18 protein-coding genes and 1 pseudogene are annotated in these 17,575 nt (G+C 70.2%); 14 read left to right on the top strand and 5 right to left on the bottom strand.

Annotated features, from left to right (window positions below):
• The first annotated feature begins 4 nt into the window (after positions 1-4).
• From DK419_RS09645 to DK419_RS09625, 6 genes are all read left to right on the top strand, one after another.
• Positions 5-1,021 (top strand): hypothetical protein, encoded by a 1,017-nt coding sequence (locus DK419_RS09645; protein ID WP_162561185.1) that lies wholly within the window; start codon positions 5-7, stop codon positions 1,019-1,021.
• On the top strand, positions 1,018-1,581 hold the full coding sequence (locus tag DK419_RS09640) for a hypothetical protein (protein ID WP_109958890.1): 564 nt from the start codon (positions 1,018-1,020) through the stop codon (positions 1,579-1,581). The genes DK419_RS09645 and DK419_RS09640 overlap by 4 nt, the downstream gene beginning before the upstream one ends.
• Positions 1,581-2,303: a hypothetical protein gene (locus tag DK419_RS28555; protein ID WP_162561184.1), complete on the top strand. Its 723-nt coding sequence runs from the start codon at positions 1,581-1,583 to the stop codon at positions 2,301-2,303. The genes DK419_RS09640 and DK419_RS28555 overlap by 1 nt, the downstream gene beginning before the upstream one ends.
• A gap of 42 nt (positions 2,304-2,345) precedes the next feature.
• On the top strand, positions 2,346-3,008 hold the full coding sequence (locus DK419_RS09635; RefSeq protein WP_109958889.1) for an OmpA family protein: 663 nt from the start codon (positions 2,346-2,348) through the stop codon (positions 3,006-3,008).
• Between the two features lie 92 nt (positions 3,009-3,100).
• On the top strand, positions 3,101-4,039 hold the full coding sequence (locus DK419_RS09630) for an aldo/keto reductase (RefSeq protein WP_109958888.1): 939 nt from the start codon (positions 3,101-3,103) through the stop codon (positions 4,037-4,039).
• Positions 4,029-4,757, top strand: a complete 729-nt coding sequence (locus DK419_RS09625; protein ID WP_109958887.1) for an NADPH-dependent F420 reductase — start codon at positions 4,029-4,031, stop codon at positions 4,755-4,757. The genes DK419_RS09630 and DK419_RS09625 overlap by 11 nt, the downstream gene beginning before the upstream one ends.
• Positions 4,758-4,782: 25 nt before the next feature.
• Here the strand turns inward: DK419_RS09625 and DK419_RS09620 are convergent, their stop codons facing one another.
• Positions 4,783-5,772, bottom strand: coding sequence for a Bug family tripartite tricarboxylate transporter substrate binding protein (locus DK419_RS09620; protein ID WP_109958886.1), 990 nt, complete (start codon positions 5,770-5,772; stop codon positions 4,783-4,785).
• Positions 5,773-5,950: 178 nt separating this feature from the next.
• Between DK419_RS09620 and DK419_RS09615 the strand changes: the two genes are divergently transcribed.
• From DK419_RS09615 to DK419_RS09600, 4 genes are all read left to right on the top strand, one after another.
• On the top strand, positions 5,951-6,610 hold the full coding sequence (locus DK419_RS09615) for a tripartite tricarboxylate transporter TctB family protein (RefSeq protein ID WP_109958885.1): 660 nt from the start codon (positions 5,951-5,953) through the stop codon (positions 6,608-6,610).
• Positions 6,607-8,154, top strand: coding sequence for a tripartite tricarboxylate transporter permease (locus DK419_RS09610; RefSeq protein WP_109958884.1), 1,548 nt, complete (start codon positions 6,607-6,609; stop codon positions 8,152-8,154). Before DK419_RS09615 ends, DK419_RS09610 begins: the two co-directional genes overlap by 4 nt.
• 103 nt (positions 8,155-8,257) lie before the next feature.
• On the top strand, positions 8,258-9,613 hold the full coding sequence (locus tag DK419_RS09605) for an NTP/NDP exchange transporter (protein ID WP_109958883.1): 1,356 nt from the start codon (positions 8,258-8,260) through the stop codon (positions 9,611-9,613).
• Positions 9,606-10,259 (top strand): class II aldolase/adducin family protein, encoded by a 654-nt coding sequence (locus tag DK419_RS09600; RefSeq protein ID WP_109958882.1) that lies wholly within the window; start codon positions 9,606-9,608, stop codon positions 10,257-10,259. Before DK419_RS09605 ends, DK419_RS09600 begins: the two co-directional genes overlap by 8 nt.
• Positions 10,260-10,366: 107 nt before the next feature.
• Here DK419_RS09600 and DK419_RS09595 read toward each other — a convergent pair whose 3' ends face one another.
• The 3 genes and pseudogenes from DK419_RS09595 to DK419_RS09585 all read right to left on the bottom strand — a co-directional run bounded on the left by DK419_RS09595 (position 10,367) and on the right by DK419_RS09585 (position 12,250).
• Positions 10,367-10,591, bottom strand: coding sequence for a ketohydroxyglutarate aldolase (locus DK419_RS09595; RefSeq protein ID WP_109958881.1), 225 nt, complete (start codon positions 10,589-10,591; stop codon positions 10,367-10,369).
• A 223-nt stretch (positions 10,592-10,814) separates the two neighbouring features.
• Positions 10,815-10,910 (bottom strand): annotated as a pseudogene (locus DK419_RS29980) (hypothetical protein); the annotation flags it as partial.
• 356 nt (positions 10,911-11,266) lie between these two features.
• Positions 11,267-12,250, bottom strand: coding sequence for an MBL fold metallo-hydrolase (locus DK419_RS09585; RefSeq protein WP_109958880.1), 984 nt, complete (start codon positions 12,248-12,250; stop codon positions 11,267-11,269).
• Between the two features lie 296 nt (positions 12,251-12,546).
• On the opposite strand from DK419_RS09585, the gene hydA reads away from it, so the two are divergent.
• The 4 genes from hydA (at position 12,547) to DK419_RS09565 (ending at position 15,790) form a co-directional block, all read left to right on the top strand.
• Positions 12,547-14,043: a dihydropyrimidinase gene (gene hydA / locus DK419_RS09580; RefSeq protein WP_109958879.1), complete on the top strand. Its 1,497-nt coding sequence runs from the start codon at positions 12,547-12,549 to the stop codon at positions 14,041-14,043.
• 58 nt (positions 14,044-14,101) lie between these two features.
• Positions 14,102-14,512, top strand: coding sequence for a carboxymuconolactone decarboxylase family protein (locus tag DK419_RS09575; RefSeq protein WP_109958878.1), 411 nt, complete (start codon positions 14,102-14,104; stop codon positions 14,510-14,512).
• A 408-nt stretch (positions 14,513-14,920) separates the two neighbouring features.
• Positions 14,921-15,322 carry a type II toxin-antitoxin system RelE/ParE family toxin gene (locus DK419_RS09570; protein WP_109958877.1) on the top strand — a complete coding sequence of 134 codons (402 nt, stop codon included), beginning with the start codon at positions 14,921-14,923 and terminating at the stop codon, positions 15,320-15,322.
• 78 nt (positions 15,323-15,400) lie between these two features.
• Entirely contained in the window at positions 15,401-15,790 is a 390-nt protein-coding gene (locus tag DK419_RS09565; protein WP_109958876.1) for a helix-turn-helix domain-containing protein, read from the top strand.
• A gap of 327 nt (positions 15,791-16,117) precedes the next feature.
• On the opposite strand, the gene DK419_RS09560 is transcribed toward DK419_RS09565, so the two are convergent.
• The gene (locus tag DK419_RS09560; RefSeq protein ID WP_109958875.1) at positions 16,118-17,440 is read right to left on the bottom strand and encodes an MFS transporter; all 1,323 of its coding nucleotides are present in this window, start codon (positions 17,438-17,440) and stop codon (positions 16,118-16,120) included.
• Between the last annotated feature and the right edge of the window lie 135 nt (positions 17,441-17,575).

The raw sequence follows: 17,575 nt of genomic DNA, 5'->3' as shown, positions 1-17,575 counted from the left end.
CGCCATGCGAACAGGTCATCTCATCCGGCGCGCATGGTGGAGCGTGCTGGGGAGCGTCGTGGCGGCCGGGCTGGCGATCCTGCCCGGCCTGGCCGCGGAGCTGCCGGCCGTCGATCGGGCGCTGGCCGAGGCCCTGGCGGGCGGGCGCCGGGAGGCTCCCCTCGCCGGCATCCTGCGACGCGCCTACGCCGAGGCGACGTCGCCCGAGCGCCGGGACGCCCTCGCCCAGCGCGAGGCGGTGACGGCGGCCCTGGACGAGGTCGCCAAGGGCGGTGCGGAGGGCGGCGGGATCGGCCTGGCCGAAGCCAACCTGCTCGTCGGCGTGTTCCGCTCCCTCGACGCGATCCGGCAGGCCGAGGCCGGCAAGGGGATCGAGAACGGGATTTCCGCTCTCAGCGCCGCGGTCTGGCGCCGCTACGTCGCCCCCCTCGTGGCGCGCAGCACCGACCGCCTCCTGCAGCCGGTCGCGCCCCGCCTGTCGGGCGACCTCGTCGCCCAGTGGATCGACGGCGGCAAGGCCGTGCGGACCTTCGACCTCTGGGCCGACAGCCGTGCCAGGAGCCTGTCCTGGTCGCGGGCGGAGTTCTCGACGCCGCTGCCCCGGGCGGACGCCCTTCTCGAGCGCGGCGTCGTCCCGACGCCGCGGCCGCCGCGGCCGCGCCTCGCGCTCTACGTCGATCTCGCGGCCCTGCGGGAGAGCGACCGGAGCGCCGTGCGCCGCGCCGCCGACGCGAGCGGCGACGGGCCGCTGCGCTTCGTGCTCGACGACTCGCAGGCGCGGCTCGCCGAGTGCCTCGCGGAGCAGGCGCCGCGGCGCGAGGAGGCCGAGGAAGCCCGCCGCGAGGCCGAGGAGGCGGCCGCGGCCCGCTGCCGGGCGCGCACCCGCCCCGAGGCCGACCCGGTGCTGCTGTTCGATCCCCGGCGCCGGCTGCAGGTGCACCGCTACGACCCGGCCGATCCGGCCCTGCCGGTGGCGCGGATCCTCGCCCAGGCCGCCGGCGTCGCGCAGGTCTGGCCATGACGACCCCCGACGGGCGCCGCGCGGCGTCCTGCCTCCTGCGCCTGCTCGTGCCCGCCCTGCTGGGGCTGGCCTCGTGCACGACCACCCGCGCCCCGGCACCGATCCGTGCCGGGGAGCTGGGGGCGACCTTCGCGCCCGTGGCCCGGGCGTCGGCCGGGACGGCCCTGTTCGAGGCCTGCCGGGGCCCGGAGGCCGAGGCCGCCCAGGCCGTGGTCTCCGGCTGGTTCGACGTCGTCACCCACGTCGATGCCTGCGACCTCGCCGGCGCGCGCTACTACACCGGCGCCGCGATGGAGCAGGACATCGCCGCCCGCCTCGACCACCTCGGGGCGGCCGGGGAGGCGAGCTGCCGCGCCCAAACCCGCACGGTCGTCGCCCGGATCCGCGCCGCCAACCGCCAGGTCGCCGCCTGGATCCCGCACGCCGTCCCGACCTGTTCCCTCGCGACCCAGAGCGCCGCCGCGGCCGCGGACCGCGACAGGCTCACGCGGGCGACCCGGGACATCCGCTGCCGGATCAGGCGGGACTTTCCGGAATTGCCGGGGGGAGCCTGCTCCTGATGGATTACTGGAGCCTCCTGACGGCAATCCCCGTAGCAGCCGCGATCGCGAATTTCATCTTCGGGCTCTTCAAGTTTTATGTTGATTTCAATGGATCATTAGAGAGATATGAAAAAAATAAAATAAGCAAAAAATTTATCATGGTATCGATCTTTATTTTATTCCTCAGCTTGGTGCCGACTATTTTTTTAATTTATTACGACACATTGAAAGCACCTACGAACAAGCAAGCCATCCGGCTGCCGCCGGGCACTTCCACCCTCCGCCGAGCGGAAACCACTGATCAAACACACACTAATAAAAATATAGAGAATGATTCCGCCACAACAAATAGCTCTACAGTTTGCAATATCAGCAAGGGTGATGGATATTTCTACGATGTAATTGCATCGTGCTCGTCTGAATTTTCGTGTGCCGCCTCGGAATATCTCTGTACCAGCATCGCTCAGTCGTCCGGATCCGGCGTAACGAGGGATATCACCTGCCCGATCGGCCTCGGTCGATCGCTGTCCCTCGATCGACGCCGGGACATCTCCGACCACCTGCGCCTGCGCCGCTGCTACCCCGAATCCTACTCCTGGCTCGCCGGCCTGCGCGGCCCCGAGGCCGACAACGCCCGCGGCGCCTGGCGCGCCAAGGTCTGCCCGGATGTACCCGACGTGTTCTCCGACCCGCGCTTCGCACAGCTCGGCCCGATCACCGACGGGGCCTGCACCCGCTGACATCTCTCCGACCAAAATCTCCGACGAAGAGGCTTCCACACCATGATCCCGCCCGCCCTCCGCTCCGCCACGGCCGCCCTTGCCCTCGGCCTCGCCGGGACGGGCTGCATGACCAAGGACCCCGCAACCCGCGAGGACAAGGTGCCGAACGCGGTCACGCAGGGGCTGACCGGCGTGGCGGGCGGGGCGTTCCTCGGAGCGATGAGCGCGGTGACGAACGGGCGCAACGTCGCGCAGGAGGCCGTCAACGGCGCCGTGACGGTCGGCCTCAACGGCGTGCTCGCGGGCTTCGCCATGGACCGATTCGAGGCCGGGCTGCTCAAGGAGTTCGAGGCGGTCGGCGTCAAGGCGACGCCGCGGGGGTTGAACGTCGTGCTGGAGATCGGCGACGGCATCCGCTTCGCCCAGAACAGCGCCGCCCCGAGCGCCGAGGCGGCGCGCAAGCTGCGGGCGGTGGGCCTGATCCTGGCGCGCTTCCAGCGCAACCGGATCGACGTGATCGGCCACACCTCGGCCGAGGAGGCGGCTGCCCTGTCGGGTCAGCGGGCCGCCGCCGTCGCGGGGTTCCTGGCGCAGCGCGGCGTGGCGGCGAGCCGCATCCGGCGCGAGGGCAAGGGAAGTGCGGAGCCGGTACGGGCCGACAGCTCCGAGGCGACGCGCAGCCTGAACCGCCGCGTCGACATCTTCATCGCTCCCCTGACCTGAGTGACCTCAAGCGGTCGTGTCCGGGACGGGCATGGGCGCGGAGCCGCGACGCCCTAGCTCGTGCGGGGCAGGTCAACCCGAGGGGATGCCGCATGAAGCTCCACCGCCGCGCCGTGCTGGCCGGCTGCCTTGCCGCTCCCCTGACGGCGGGCCTGCTCCCGGGCCGGTCCGCCGCGCAGGGCACCACCCCGGGACAGGAAGGCGCGCTGATCCGCCGTCCGATCCCGTCCACCGGCGAGACGGTGCCGGCGATCGGCATCGGCACCTCGCGGCGCTACGACGTGGCGCCGGATTCCGACGCCGTGGCGCCCTTGCGCGAGACGGTGGCGAGGTTCTTAGGCCTCGGCGGCACCGTGATCGACACCGCGCCCGATTACGGCCGGGCCGAGGAGGTGCTGGGCCGGATCCTCGCCGAGACGAAGACCCGCGAGAAGGTCTTCCTGTGCAGCAAGGTGGCCGCCAAGGGCCGCGAGGCGGGCCGGGCGCAGATCGAGCAGTCGTTCCGCCGCCTCGGCACCGACCGGATCGACCTCGTGGCGGTCCACAACCTGATCGACCCGGAGGCGCAGCTGCCCCTCCTGCGCGAGCTGAGGGACGGGAAGCGCATCCGCTACATCGGCGCCACCACCTGGGCCGAGAAGCAGTACGGCGACCTCGAAGCCCTGATGAAGGCGCATCCCCTCGACGTGATCCAGGTCAATTACGCGGTCGATGCCCGCCAGGCCGCCGCGCGCATCCTGCCGCTGGCGCAGGAGCGCGGCATCGCCGTGATGGTCAACGTGCCGTTCGGGCGCGAGCGGCTGTTCAACCTGGTGCGCGGCCGCGACCTGCCGCCCTGGGCCGCCGAGTTCGACTGCGCGAGCTGGCCGCAATTCTTTCTCAAGTACGTCCTGTCGCACGAGGCGGTGACCTGCCCGGTCCCCGGTACGGCGCAGGTGCGCTACGTCGAGGACAATCTCGGTGCCGCGCGCGGGCGCCTGCCCGACGCCGCCGCCCGCCGCAAGATGGAGGAGTTCATCGATGGCCTGTGATCGTCGCGCGCTTCTGCGCGCCGGGGCGCTCGCCCTGGCGCTCGCCGCCAGCCCCGTCCTCGCGCGGGAGGCCCTGGCGCAGGACTCGAAGATCCCGGTCGCGGTGATCGGCGGCGGCAATATCGGCGGCACCATCGGGGGCTTGTGGGTCAAGGCCGGCCACCCGGTGATGTTCGCCTCGCGTCACCCGGAGGACCTGAAGCCCCTCGTCGAGAAGCTCGGGCCGCTCGCCAAGGCCGGCACGGTCGAGCAGGCGCTCGCCTTCGGCGACGCGGTGCTGATCGCGGTCCCCTACAAAGCCTATCCGGAGCTCGGGACGGCCTACGGCGCTTCCTTGAAGGGCAAGGTCGTGCTCGATGCCGGCAACGCCACCAAGGCCCGCGACGGCGAGCTGGCGGCCGAGGCCGAGAGCGCCGGCATCGGCGCCACCTCGGCCAAGTACCTGCCCGGCGCCCGGCTGGTGCGGGCGTTCAACGCCGCGAACTACCGGCTCTTCGCCCAGAACGCCCACCGGTCCGGCGCCCCGATGGCGGTGCCGATCGCGGGCGACGACAAGCAGGCGGTCGCGGTCGCCGAGGGGCTGGTGCGCGACGCCGGCTTCGAGCCGGTGGTCGTCGGCGGCCTCGACGCGGCGCGGCAGTTCCAGATGGGCAGCCCCGGCTTCCAGCGCGACGTCACCGGTCCCGAGGCCCGCAAGGCCTTCGGGCTGGCGCCGTGACGCAGCCGGCCCGCGACCGGGCCGGTCAATCCATCCTGGCGCCCGAGAACTCGACCACCTTCTTCCACTTCTCGGTCTCGTCGACGATCACCTTGCCGAATTCCTCGGGCGTGAGGCGCAAAGGCGTGCCGCCGAGGTTGGCGAGCTTCTGGCCGGTCGCCGGGTCGGACAGGACGTCGTTGATCTCCCGGTTCAGGCGCGCGATCAGGTCGGGCGGGGTGCGCCGGGGCGCCCCGACCCCGAACCACGCGCTCGCCTCGTAGCCCGGCACCGTCTCGGCGACGGTCGGCACGTCGGGAAGCGCCGGGGAGCGCTCGGCCGTGGTGACCGCGAGCGCCCGCAGGCCGCCCGCGCGGACGTGCTCGATCGAGGAGGGCAGGTTGTCGAACAGCACGTGCGCCTGCCCCGACAGCATGTCGGTCAGCGCAGGACCCGCCCCGCGATAGGGCACGTGCACCATGTCGACGCCGGTCATCTTCTTGAACAGCTCGCCCGACATGTGGACCGAGGTCCCGAGCCCCGAGGAGGCCATGTTGACCTTGCCGGGATTGGCCTTGGCGTAGGCGATGAACTCCGCGACCGTCCTCACCGGCAGGCTCGGCGTCACCTCCATGATGTTGGGCGAGCGCGTGATGCCCGCCACCGGGACGATGTCCCGCACGAAGTCGAAGTTCAGCTTCTTGTAGAGCGTCGTGTTGATGCCGTTGGCCGGGTTGACGAGCAGGATCGTGTAGCCGTCCGGATCGGCCTTCACGACGGCGTCGGTGCCGATGTTGTTGCCGGCCCCGGGCCGGTTCTCGATGTAGACCTGCTGGCCGAGGCGGCGGCTCAGCGGCTCGGCGATGAGGCGGGCGAGCACGTCGGTGGTGCCCCCCGGCGGGTAGCCGACCACCCAGCGGATCGGCCGCATCGGGTAGCCCTGCTGGGCGCGCGCGGGACGGCTGCCCAAGGGGGCGACCACGGGTGCGAGCGCCGCGGCGCCGAGCAGCGAACGGCGTGACAGACCGGACGTCATCCCAATCCCTCCCTCGCCGGGCCATCCTGTCCGCGGCCCGTTACCGACGGCGCAATCTAGGCAGAAACATCGAGACATGGCGAGGGCGGTCACGCTTGATCGTCCGCCGCGCCATCGTGCACAAATACCGTCGAGGCGGGATCCGAAACACCGGCCCGACAGCCAGGGGGGATCCGCCATGCCGGCCGGTTCCGATCATCATGGAGGCGGGCCGATCCGCGGTCCGCGCAGCCTCGTGGGCGGCCTGCTCCTCGTCGGGCTGGCGGCGCTCGCGCTCATCCTCACCGCCGACCTGAACCCAGGGACCCTGCGCAGCATGGGGCCGGGCATGGTGCCCCGCGCGCTGGCGATCGGCCTCGGCCTGTGCGGCCTCCTCCTCGCGGGTTCGGGCCTCGTGCGGCGCGGCCAGGCGCTCGACCGGGTGTCGTTGCGCGGCCCCGTGGTGATCCTGCTCGCGGTCGCCGCCTTCGCGCTCACGATCCGGCCGTTTCCGCTCGGCGGCCTCGCCACCCCGGGCCTCGGCCTCATCGGTGCCGGCCCGCTCACCGTGGTGATCGGCGGCTTCGCCTCGCCGGAGGCGCGGCTGCGCGAGAATCTCGCCCTCGGGCTCGGGCTCACCGCCTTCGCCATGCTGCTGTTCGGCGACCTCCTCAACCTGCCGATCCCGATGTTCCCGGAGGCCTGGGCGGACCTGTTCCCGGCCGGCTGGTCGCAGGACGGGCGCCTGCGCGTCACGGCGGGGCTGCTCGCCGGGGTCGCGGCCGCGCTGGTGCTCGCCGGGCCGCGCCGGGCCGCCGCCCGGGTCGACGTCGCCGGCCGGTCCGAGGGCGCCCGATGAGCGACCTTCTCGCCAACCTGGCGCTGGGCTTCGGCACCGTCCTGCAGGTGGTGCCCGTGGAGGTGCCGGGCCTCGGGCCGGTGCCGCTGCCGATGAACGTGGTCCTGTGCTTCGTCGGCTGCCTCGTCGGCACCCTGATCGGGGTCCTGCCCGGGGTCGGGCCGGTCGCGACGATCGCGATGCTCCTGCCCATCACCTTCAAGTTCGATCCCACCGGCGCGCTCATCATGCTGGCGGGCATCTATTACGGGGCGCAGTACGGCGGCTCGACCACGGCGATCCTCGTCAACATCCCGGGCGAGGCGACCTCCGTGGTCACCACGCTCGACGGCCACCAGATGGCCCGCCAGGGCCGTGCCGGGGTGGCGCTCGGGATCGCGGCGATCGGCTCCTTCGTGGCGGGCTGCGTCGCCACCGTGATGATCGCGGCGCTCGGCGCGCCGCTGACCCGCCTCGCCCTGGTGTTCGGGCCGGCGGAGTACTTCTCGCTCATGGTCATGGGGCTCGTCTTCGCGGTGGTGCTCGCCCGCGGCTCGATCCTCAAGGCCGTGGCGATGATCCTGCTCGGCATCCTGCTCTCGACCGTGGGGGCCGACCTCGAGACCGGCCAGGAGCGCATGACCTTCGGGATGCCGTTCCTCTCCGACGGGATCGACTTCGCGGTGCTGGCGATGGGCCTGTTCGGCATCGCCGAGATCCTGCGCAACCTCGACCACACCGAGGCCCGGGACGTGGTCCGGCAGGCGATCGGGCGGCTGCTGCCGGGCCGCGACGACCTGCGCCAGTCGGGACTGCCGATCCTGCGCGGCACGGCGATCGGCGCGGTGCTCGGCATCCTGCCGGGCAACGGCGCGGTGCTCGGCCCCTTCGCCTCCTACACCCTGGAGAAGCGGCTCGCGCGCGATCCCGCCCGCTTCGGCCGTGGCGCCATCGAGGGCGTGGCGGGGCCGGAGAGCGCCAACAACGCCGGGGCGCAGACCTCGTTCATCCCGCTCCTCACCCTCGGCATCCCGCCGAACGCCGTCATGGCGCTGATGGTGGGCGCCATGACGATCCACGGCATCGTGCCGGGGCCGCAGGTGATGACCAAGAACCCCGGCCTGTTCTGGGGCATGATCGCTTCGATGTGGGTCGGCAACGTCATGCTGCTCATCATCAACCTGCCGCTGATCGGGCTCTGGGTGCGGCTCCTGAAGGTGCCCTACCGGCTGATGTTCCCGGCGATCCTGCTGCTCTGCTGCGTCGGGATCTACTCCATCAACGCGCTGGCGACCGACATCCTGTTCATCGGCCTGTTCGGCGCGGTGGGCTACGCGCTGATCCGGCTCGACTTCGAGCCCGCCCCGCTGCTCCTCGGCTTCGTGCTCGGCCGGCTGATGGAGGAGAACCTGCGCCGGGCGCTCCTCCTCTCGCGCGGGGAGATGAGCACCTTCATCGAGCGCCCGATCTCGGCGGGCCTCCTGCTGGTGGCCGGGGTGCTGCTCGCCGTCGCCCTGCTGCCGTCGATCCGACGGGGCCGCGACGAGGTCTTCGTCGAGGAATGATCGCGGGACGGTGATCGGGCGGGGGCCCTCGCGCGCCTTGCGGGCGATGCGCGCCTCCGCCAAGCACGGGGCACGTTCCGGTGGCGAGTGCGAGGGGTGGCGGATGAGCGAGAGCGAGGCGATGCCGGCCGCGCGGGGCGCCGGGCTGCGGGTCCCGGCCTGGCTCAGGCGCCTCACCGACGTGCGGCCGGAGGAGGTGCCGGCGCTCGGCTGGGCCTGGCTCTACATCTTCGCGCTGCTCTCGTCCTACTACGTGATGCGGCCGATCCGCGACCAGATGGGGCTGGCCGGCGGGCTCGAGAACCTGCCCTGGCTGTTCACCGCCACGCTGGTGGGCATGCTGGTGCTCAACGTGCCGTTCGGCTGGCTTGTGCGGAAGCTGCCGCGGGCCCGCTTCATCCCGATCACCTACCGCTTCTTCGCCGCCAACATCCTGGTCTTCGCCGTCGTCCTCTACCGCAGCGGGCCGGAGGAGGCGGTGTGGATCGGCCGGGTGTTCTTCGTCTGGCTGTCGATCTTCAACCTGTTCGTGGTCTCGATCTTCTGGGCCACCATCGTCGACGTGTTCGACACCGAGCAGGGCAAGCGGCTGTTCGGCTTCATCGCGGCGGGCGCGACGCTCGGCGCCATCACCGGCTCGGCCTTCACCGCCGTCCTGGCGCGGGACGTGCCCACCCCCTTCCTGCTGCTCGCGGCGGCCGCCCTCCTCGAAGGGGCGGTCATCAGCATGCGGGGGCTGGCGCGGATCTCCGACGCCCTGTCGCGCGAGCCGGGGGCGGCCACGCAGGCGATCGGCGGCAGCCCGTTCGCCGGGATCAGCCGGGCGCTCCGCTCGCCCTACCTGCTCGGCATCAGCCTGTTCCTGCTCCTGTTCTCGATCACCTCGACCTTCCTGTACTTCGAGCAGGCCGGCATCGCGAAGCGCAGCTTCCCCGATCGGGGCTCGCAGACGGCGTTCTTCGCCTCCGTCGACCTCGCGGTGAACGTGCTGACGCTGGGCGTGCAGCTCTTCCTCACCGGGCGGATCGTGCGCCGCCTCGGCGTCGGCCTCACCCTGGCGATCCTGCCGCTGATCAGCGCGCTGGGCTTCGGGCTGCTCGCGGCGGCACCGACCATCGCCAGCGTGGTGGTGTTCGGCGTGCTGCGCCGGGCCGGCAACTTCGCCATCGCCCGGCCGGTGCGCGAGGTGCTGTTCACCGTGCTGCCGCGGGAGGATCGCTACAAGGCCAAGGCCTTCATCGACACGGTGGTGTACCGCCTCGGCGACCAGGTCGGCGCCTGGTCCTACGGGCTCGTGGCCTGGCTCGGGATGAGCGCCGCCGCGCTCTCGATCGCGGCGGTGCCCCTGTCGCTCGCCTGGCTCGTCAACGGGCTCTGGCTCGGGCGCCGGCAAGAATCTATGGCTGAGGCGAGGGCTCGCGAGCGGGCAGAGGCCCCGGGGGAGGCGAGGAATGGCTGAGACCGAGGCGGCCTTGCGCGAGGCGATCGTCGAGACCTGCCGCAGCATGGCGGCGCAGGGCCTGAACCAGGGCACCGCCGGCAACGTCTCGGTCCGGTTCGGCGAGGGCCTTCTGATCACCCCCTCGGGCCTCCCCTACGAGGAGATGACGCCCGACGACATCGTGCCGATGACGATGGACGGCCGGGCCGACCACGCGCTCGCGCCCTCCTCCGAGTGGCGCTTCCACCGCGACATCCTGCGGGCCCGGCCCGACGTGTCGGCGATCGTCCACGCCCACCCGACCTACTGCACCGCCTTCGCGATGTGCCGGAAGGACATCCCGGCGGCCCACTACATGATCGCGGCGGCCGGCGGGCCGACCGTGCGCTGCGGCGGCTACGCGCTGTTCGGGACGGAGGAGCTGTCGCAGCGGGCGCTCGAGGCGCTCCAGGACCGCACCTGCTGCCTGCTCGCCAACCACGGCATGATCGCCACCGGGCCGACGCTGCCCAAGGCCCTGTGGCTCGCGGTCGAGCTCGAGACCCTGTGCCGGCAATACGCCGTGGCGCTCCAGGTCGGCCGGCCGCACATCCTGAGCGAGGCCGAGGTGGCGGAGGCGATGGAGCGGTTCAAGTCCTACGGGCCGCGGCCCAAGGCGGGGTGAGCGCCCGGAGCACTGCCCGATCGCGGTGCGATCGGGCAGTGCTCCGGGTTTTCGGATCTTGCCGCATCGTCTTCGACGAACCGGTGCCCGCTTCGTCGGACGATGCGTCAGCGGACGCGGGTCGGGATGCCGACCTCGCGCTGCACCTCGACGCTGTCGACCCCCGGCACGTCGCGCAGCTTCGCGAGCGCGCTGCTCTTGATCGAGCCGGTCGCGACGCCGAGGATGTCGAGCTTGTCGCGCACCTTCAGGCCGGCACGGCTCGCCGCCTTGACGGTGCTCTCGAACCGGTCGGAATCGGGGATCGATACGCTGACCTTGACCTCGTCCATGACGGACTCTCACGCTCCTCGAGCAGGATATAGGTAGTGCGCCGACGAAGGCGAAGCCAAGCCGTGCCCTCGTCGCAGCGGTCGGGTCAGACCGGCGCCTGGGGGAGGCCGACCCACCGTCGTCGGAGGGCTGGCGGCGATTGCCGCGGGATTGCAGCAGCCGCATGTAGAGGCGCGCGCCGCGGGAGCCGCCTTCCGCCTCGGCGAGGAGGGCGGCGATGCCGGCGACGTGCGGGGTCGCCATGCTGGTTCCGCTCTCGACCATGTACCGGGTCGGGACCGGCCAGGCGGACCGGCAGTCGACGCCCGGCCCGGCGATGTCGATCGCATTGCGCGAGTTGATGTCTCGCCTGGATCCGCGCCGACTTCGATCTATGCCGGAGAACGATCTGTCTGGTAAGTGTCATCGATTTGGAAAAATGTCTTCCAGGCTGCATGGAGTAGCATGTACATTGTCTTTTTACCGGCAAATAAGCGAATAATTGTAAATACCAATATAATAAAACAGAAAGTCTGTGATATGCGCGAGAATTACTGATGGAGAGACAATCGCGCGACTGCGCGCGACCGGCTCCGCAAGGACGTGGCGAGCCTCGAAATGCCCGGGCGAGCCGGGATGGGGGCGAGGCCGGAGGTGCCGTTCCGCGCCTCCGGACCGCCCCCGGTGCCCGGCCGCTACAGCTCCATCTTCATCGGTTGCGGATAGTACCGGAACCCGCCCTGCCCGTTCTCCGCCACGTGGCCGATGCCCGGCCAGGCGAAGTGGTAGGCCAGCACCGGGATGCGGTTCTTGGCCAGCATGGTCAGCATCTTGAGCCGGGTCTGGGCCGATTGCTTCGGGTCGGTGTCGTAGGCGAACTCGGTCAGCGGCTTCTCCATCAGCAGCACCGGGTGGTGCGTCAGGTCGCCGAGGTAGCAGAGGCTGTCCTTGCCCGAGGTGATCATGAACATCGTGTGGCCGATGCTGTGGCCGGGCGCCGCCAGGGCCTGGATGCCGGGCAGGAACTCCTGGCCGTCCTTGACGAAGACCAGCCGGTCGCGGATCGGCAGCAGGTTCTTGCGCGCGGTGTCGAGGAAGGCGCCGAACGCCGCCGGCACCTTGGCGGGATCGGTCCAGTAGTCGAAATCGGCCTGCGAGATGTAGAACTGGGCGTTGGGGAAGTGCGGCGTGCCGTCGTCGGCGACGCAGCCGCCGCAATGGTCGACATGGGCGTGGCTCATCACCACGGCGTCGATGTCCTTCGGGTCGATGCCGGCCTGGCGCATCGTGGTGAGCAGCTTGCCGGTGGTCGGCCCGAACAGCTTGAGCGCGCCCATGCCGGTGTCGAACAGCACCAGCTTGCTGCCGGTGTTGAGGATCAGGATGTTCTGCTCCAGCACCGCGTTCGAGAGCGGCAGGAAGTTGGCGTTGAGCTGCGCGTCCATCTCGGCCGGGCTGAGGCCGAGGAAGTTGGCGTGGGGGTCGCCGAGCGGCAGGGTGCCGTCGGAGACCATCGTGGCCTCGGCGTCGCCGAGGGTGAAGCGGTAGAAGTAGGGGCTCTGGCTGCGCAGCATCGGCGCCGTGGCGTTCGCCACGCCGGGCAGCCCGGCCGTGACCGCGGCCGCCGCGGCGCCGAGCATCAGTCCGCGCCGGTTCGGGGCATCCAACCGAATCGTCATCGAGGGTTCCTCCACGCTTGGACCGCGGGCGCCTTTATGCGCGCGCTCGAAGCGGGGCGTCCCCCGGCGCGAGCGCGGCCGGAACCTCTGCGGTGCTGTCTTTGTCCGCCGGCCCGGAAACGTTGTCAAACCGTCCGTTGGGTCAACTGCCGTCCGGGCGGGCACGGCGCGAAGGCCGCCGCCCAAATTGCGGGCCGCCTGCCCACGGCGCCGGCATCCGGGCGTGTCGCGGGCAGTGCCGGAATTGACAGCGTTTCGAGGCACTTCCTACACCCCCAGGCCAGGGAGGACCTGCGATGCCGAGCCACGATTTCGACTACGACCTGGTGGTGCGCGGGGGAACGCTCGCCGGCCCGGCCGAGGTGTTCGAGGCCGATCTCGGGGTGCGCGACGGGGTGATCGCGGCGCTCGGCCGGGGCTTGCGGCGCGGGCGGGACGAGATCGACGCCCGGGGCCTCGTCGTGACGCCCGGCGGTCTCGATCCGCATTGCCACATCGAGGAGCCCTCCGAGGGCGGCGGCGTGCAGGAGGAGAGCTTCGCCAGCGGCTCGGCCGCGGCGCTCGCCGGCGGCACCACCTCGTTCATCTGCTTCGTGCCGCAGTGGAAGGGCCACCCGATCGCCGCGACGGCGACCGGGTACGAGGCGAGCGCCCGCGCCTCGCGCGCCGATTACAGCTTCCACCAGATCATCACCGACCCGACGCCCGACGTGCTGGAGCGCGAGGTGCCGGCGCTGGTCGCCCGCGGCATCCGCAGCCTCAAGGTCTTCCTCACCTACGACCCCTTGCGCCTCACCGACGGCCAGTTCCTCGAGGTGCTGGCGACCGCCCGGCGCCTCGGCGCCTTCGTGACGGTGCATTGCGAGAACTACGACGCCATCGGCTGGCGCATCCGCGCGCTCCTCGAGGCCGGGCTCACCGACCCGCTCCAGCACGCCTGGGCCCGCCCGCCGGTGGTCGAGCGCGAGGCGACGCACCGCGCCATCGCGCTCGCCGAGCTCGTCGACCAGCCGATCCAGGTCTTCCACGTCTCCTGCGACGAGGCGGCGGAAGAGATCGCCCGGGCGCGGGCGCGGGGCATCAAGGTCTGGGGCGAGACCTGCCCGCAATACCTGACTCTCTCGACCGATGATCTCGCCAAACCCGATTTCGAGGGCGCCAAGGTGGTGTGCTCGCCCGCCCTCCGGGCGCCCGGCGAGTCCGAGCGGATCTGGGCCCGGATCCGCGAGGGCACCCTCGACGTCGTCTCCTCCGACCATTGCGGCTTCTCGTTTTCCACCGCCAAGCGCGATCCGGGCAGCAGCGGCTACGGCCAGGGCGGCGCGGGCGCCCGGCCCGACGGGATGCCGGCCTTCAACGCGATCCCGAACGGGGTCCCGGGGATCGAGACCCGCCTGCCGGTGCTGTTCTCCGAGGGCGTCTCGGCCGGGCGCATCGACCTGCCGACCTTCGTGCGCCTGACCTCGACCAACGCCGCCCGCCTGTTCGGCCTCGCCGGCCGAAAAGGGACGCTGGCGCCGGGCGCCGACGCCGACCTGGTGCTGTGGAATCCGGATGCCGAGCGGGTCCTCACCAACGCCGACCTGCACCACGCCATCGACTACACACCCTGGGAGGGGATGCGCCTCAAGGGCCTGCCCACGATGACGATCCGGCGCGGCGAGGTCGCGGTGCGCGACGGCCAGGTCCTGGCCGAGCCCGGCTCCGGCCGCTTCCTCGCCCGCGGCGCTTACGCGCTCGCCACGCCGTCGGGCCGGGTGCCGGACGGCTTCGACGCGGCGGCGCGGCGTTGACGCCCTCGACGCGAGACACGGGCTGACCGACCATGCGGCCTCTCGAGGGAGGACCCGCATGGCGACCGTGAGACTGTGGAGCGACGCGGAGGCGGATGCCGATCCCCGCGTCAAGGCGGTGTTCGACGACATCCGGGCGGCGCGCCGCTCGGACTTCATCAACAATTTCTGGCGCGCGCTCGCCAACCAGCCGACGGTGCTGGAGCGGACCTGGGCCGACCTGAAGCAGGTGATGGCCGTCGACGGCGCCCTCGACCCGCTGACGAAGGAGCTGATCTACATCGCGGTCTCGACCGCCAACGGCTGTAGCTACTGCATCCACTCCCACACCGCGGCGGCCCGGGCGAAGGGCATGACCGAGGCGCAGTACGGCGAGCTGCTGGCGGTGATCGGCATGGCGAACACGACCAACGCGCTCGTCACCGGGATGCAGGTGCCGGTGGACCGGGAATTCGCGGTAGAGGGTTGAAACGTCGCCGGGCCGACCGCGTGAGCAGCCGAAGATGGTGGAGATCGGCGGTCGACGCCCGCATGGACCCGACCGGCCTGTGCGGGAAACCTTCGAAGCCAGGTTTCCGTATCTGGCATCAATCCGACAGGGTTTGTCGCGCAAGTCTCACGGCGGAGATAGTGCGGCTGTCCGGCTGGCCGACATCCTGTCGTCGAACACATGTTTTCCGTGCAGCCGAGCCTGAGGCGCGGAATGACCGCACGGGTGAGAGCAGATCTTGGCGCTGCAGCTGAAACAGGAGGTCTTGCCTACCGTCCACCGCCTTGAACGTGGCACCCATGATCGCGACCGGCTATGGCAGATTTACCATTGCCTATGGAACCTCTCTGAGTTATGGTGGTTCCGCCATAACAAGAAAGGTACAACATGAGTGATCCACCTTCGCAGCCGCCCGATAGCGAACTCGTCTGGCTCGGCCGGACGAAACAGGCGGTGTCGGACTTCCCGCCCGAGGTGAAGCGGGAGGTTGGTTTCGCCCTCCGCCTCGCTCAGAAGGGACGCAAGCCGATTTCAGCTAAGCCCCTGAAGAGCGAAAAGGACCTCAAGGGCGCAGCGGTTCTGGAGATCGTCGAAAACGATGACGGAAACACCTACCGGACGGCCTATGCGGCCAAGTTTGCGGGTGTGGTCTACGTCCTCCACGCTTTTCAGAAGAAGTCGACAAATGGTGTCGCCACGCCGCGCAAGGACATCGACCTGATCAAGGATCGATTGGCCGAGGCGAAGAGGCACTACGCCGAACATTTTGCGAAGAAGGACACCGGCTAAGGCCGATGTTGAGTACCCGAGTTGCGCCCGTCTCCAGATTGGGAGAGGGGCACCCCACACATACTAGGTAAACAGACTATGGCTTATCATCTTGCTCATTCTGCCGGCTCCGCGGATATCGCGACCGGTGCGGCGAACACAGATGACGTGGCCACTTGTAGCAGCGGCAACGTCTATGCTGATCTTGGCTTTGAAGATCCTACCGAGGAGAGCCTCAAGGCCGACCTCGTCATAGGGATTATCGATGAGATTGAGCGTAGAGGATTGTCGCAAACGGCGGCCGCGCGCCTTATGGGTGTCAGCCAACCAGACGTATCCAAACTCCTGCGCGGTCGCACAGGCGGCTACTCGCTTGAGCGTCTGCTTGGCTTCACACGCGCATTAGGGGGCGATGTTGAAATCACAGTCAGACGTAATGAGCCTAAGCAGCGCGGTAAATTAAAACTGCGCGTGCTTGAGCCTGTCTGATTGAACAAGTATAATCCTTTCCTGTTTTTGGCAGAGAGCGCCGTCGGCCGAAAGGCCGGCGGCGTTTCTCTTTGAGTAGAGTTCCCCTATTAGTGTGGGGTTCTGGGGCATCTGAACGTCGAACGTCTGCTTGACCGAGGGGCTTGCAAGCGGTCCTCCTCAGCTTCTGCAAGAAGTTGAGAGCATCCCGCCATAAAACCTCTGTCAGGGGCCTGCCGGCGATCTTGAGTGTCGGAAAACACCTATTTTCCGACATCCGGACGGGCCGCTTTCGGCCCCTCCCATCGCACATCAACCGGATCCCGGCCCCGGCCGCCGCGCGCCCGCCTACGCGGCGAGCGCCGCCTCCTTCGTCTCGGGGGTGGCGAGCATCGCGGCGACGCCGACGAGGCTCGTCGCGATGACGTACCAGGCGGGCGCGAGCGGGTCGCCGCTGACGCCGATCAGCCAGGTCACCACCAGCTGCGTCGTGCCGCCGAACACCGTGATGACGAAGGCGTAGACCACCGAGAGGCCGGCGCTGCGCACGCTGCGCGGCAGAAGCTCGGGAATCGCCACCAGGCTCGCCGCCCCGCTCATCGCGCCGAGCGCCGCGATCAGGGCCGACATGCTCAGGAGCGTGGCGGGGCCGGGGTCCCGCGTCATCAGCACGAAGGCCGGGTAGGCGACGAGGATCAGCAGCACCCGCGGCACGATCATCACGAGGCGCCGGCCGTAGGCGTCGGCGAGCCGGCCGGCCAGCACCGCGAAGACCAGGACGCAGGCGCCGACCACCGCCGTCGCGGCGATCGACAGGCCCGCCGGCAGCTTCAGCGTCGTGATCGCGTAGGTGGTCATGTAGTTGCCGACATAGGTCGAGACCGTGCCGCAGAGCAGGATCGGCACGACCAGCGCCAGCGTGCGGCCGTGGTCGCGCAGCAGCCGGCGAAGCACCGCGCCGGCCGTGGCCTCCGCGTGGCCGGTGCTCTCGCCGGCGGTCTCGGGCATCGCGCGGCGGATGTAGACCCCGACCGGGATGATGAGCAGCCCGAGGAGAAACGGGATCCGCCAGCCCCAGGCCTGCATCTGCTCAGGGCTCAAGCCAAGCGACAGCAGGACGCCGATGGTGCCGGCGCAGAGCGTCGCGAGGCCCTGGCTGGCGATCTGCCAGCTGGCATAGAGGCCGCGCTTGCCTTCGGGCGCGCTCTCGATGAGGTAGGCGGTCGAGGGCCCGACCTCGCCGCCGAGCGCGAAGCCCTGGATCAGCCGCCCGATCACCACGAGGATCGGCGCGGCCATCCCGATCGTGGCGTAGCCCGGGGTCAGCGCCAGCATCAGCATGCCGACCGCCATCAGGCCGATGGTCAGCATCATGGCGGGCTTGCGGCCGGCCCGGTCGGCATAGGCGCCGATGACCACGCCGCCGATCGGCCGGGTGACGAAGCCGATGCCGAAGGTGGCGACCGAGGCGAGCAGGCTGATCCAGGCGTCGCCGGCCGGGAAGAAGGTCTGCCCGATCGTGACGGCGAAGAAGGCGTAGGTGGTGAAGTCGTAGAATTCGAGGGTGTTGCCGATCACGGCCGCGACGACGCCGCGCCGGCGCGCCGCCTCGTCCGGCACGGCGGAGGATGACTCGGCCCGCGCCTCGTCGAGAACAGTGGTGGGGGTCATGGTCGCTCCTCCGGCCGCCTCGCAGGCCTCGCACGGGAGCGGCGCCCCGATGCGGCGTCGGGCGGGGCTCGGCGGGCCCCGGCCATCCTCCCGCCCGTGGTTCGTCCGTCGATCCTGGACACGGGGCATCCCCGT

Origin of the sequence: Methylobacterium terrae, from assembly GCF_003173755.1 — a bacterium.
Taxonomy (GTDB): domain Bacteria; phylum Pseudomonadota; class Alphaproteobacteria; order Rhizobiales; family Beijerinckiaceae; genus Methylobacterium; species Methylobacterium terrae.
This window is presented reverse-complemented; position numbering and strand designations above follow the sequence as displayed.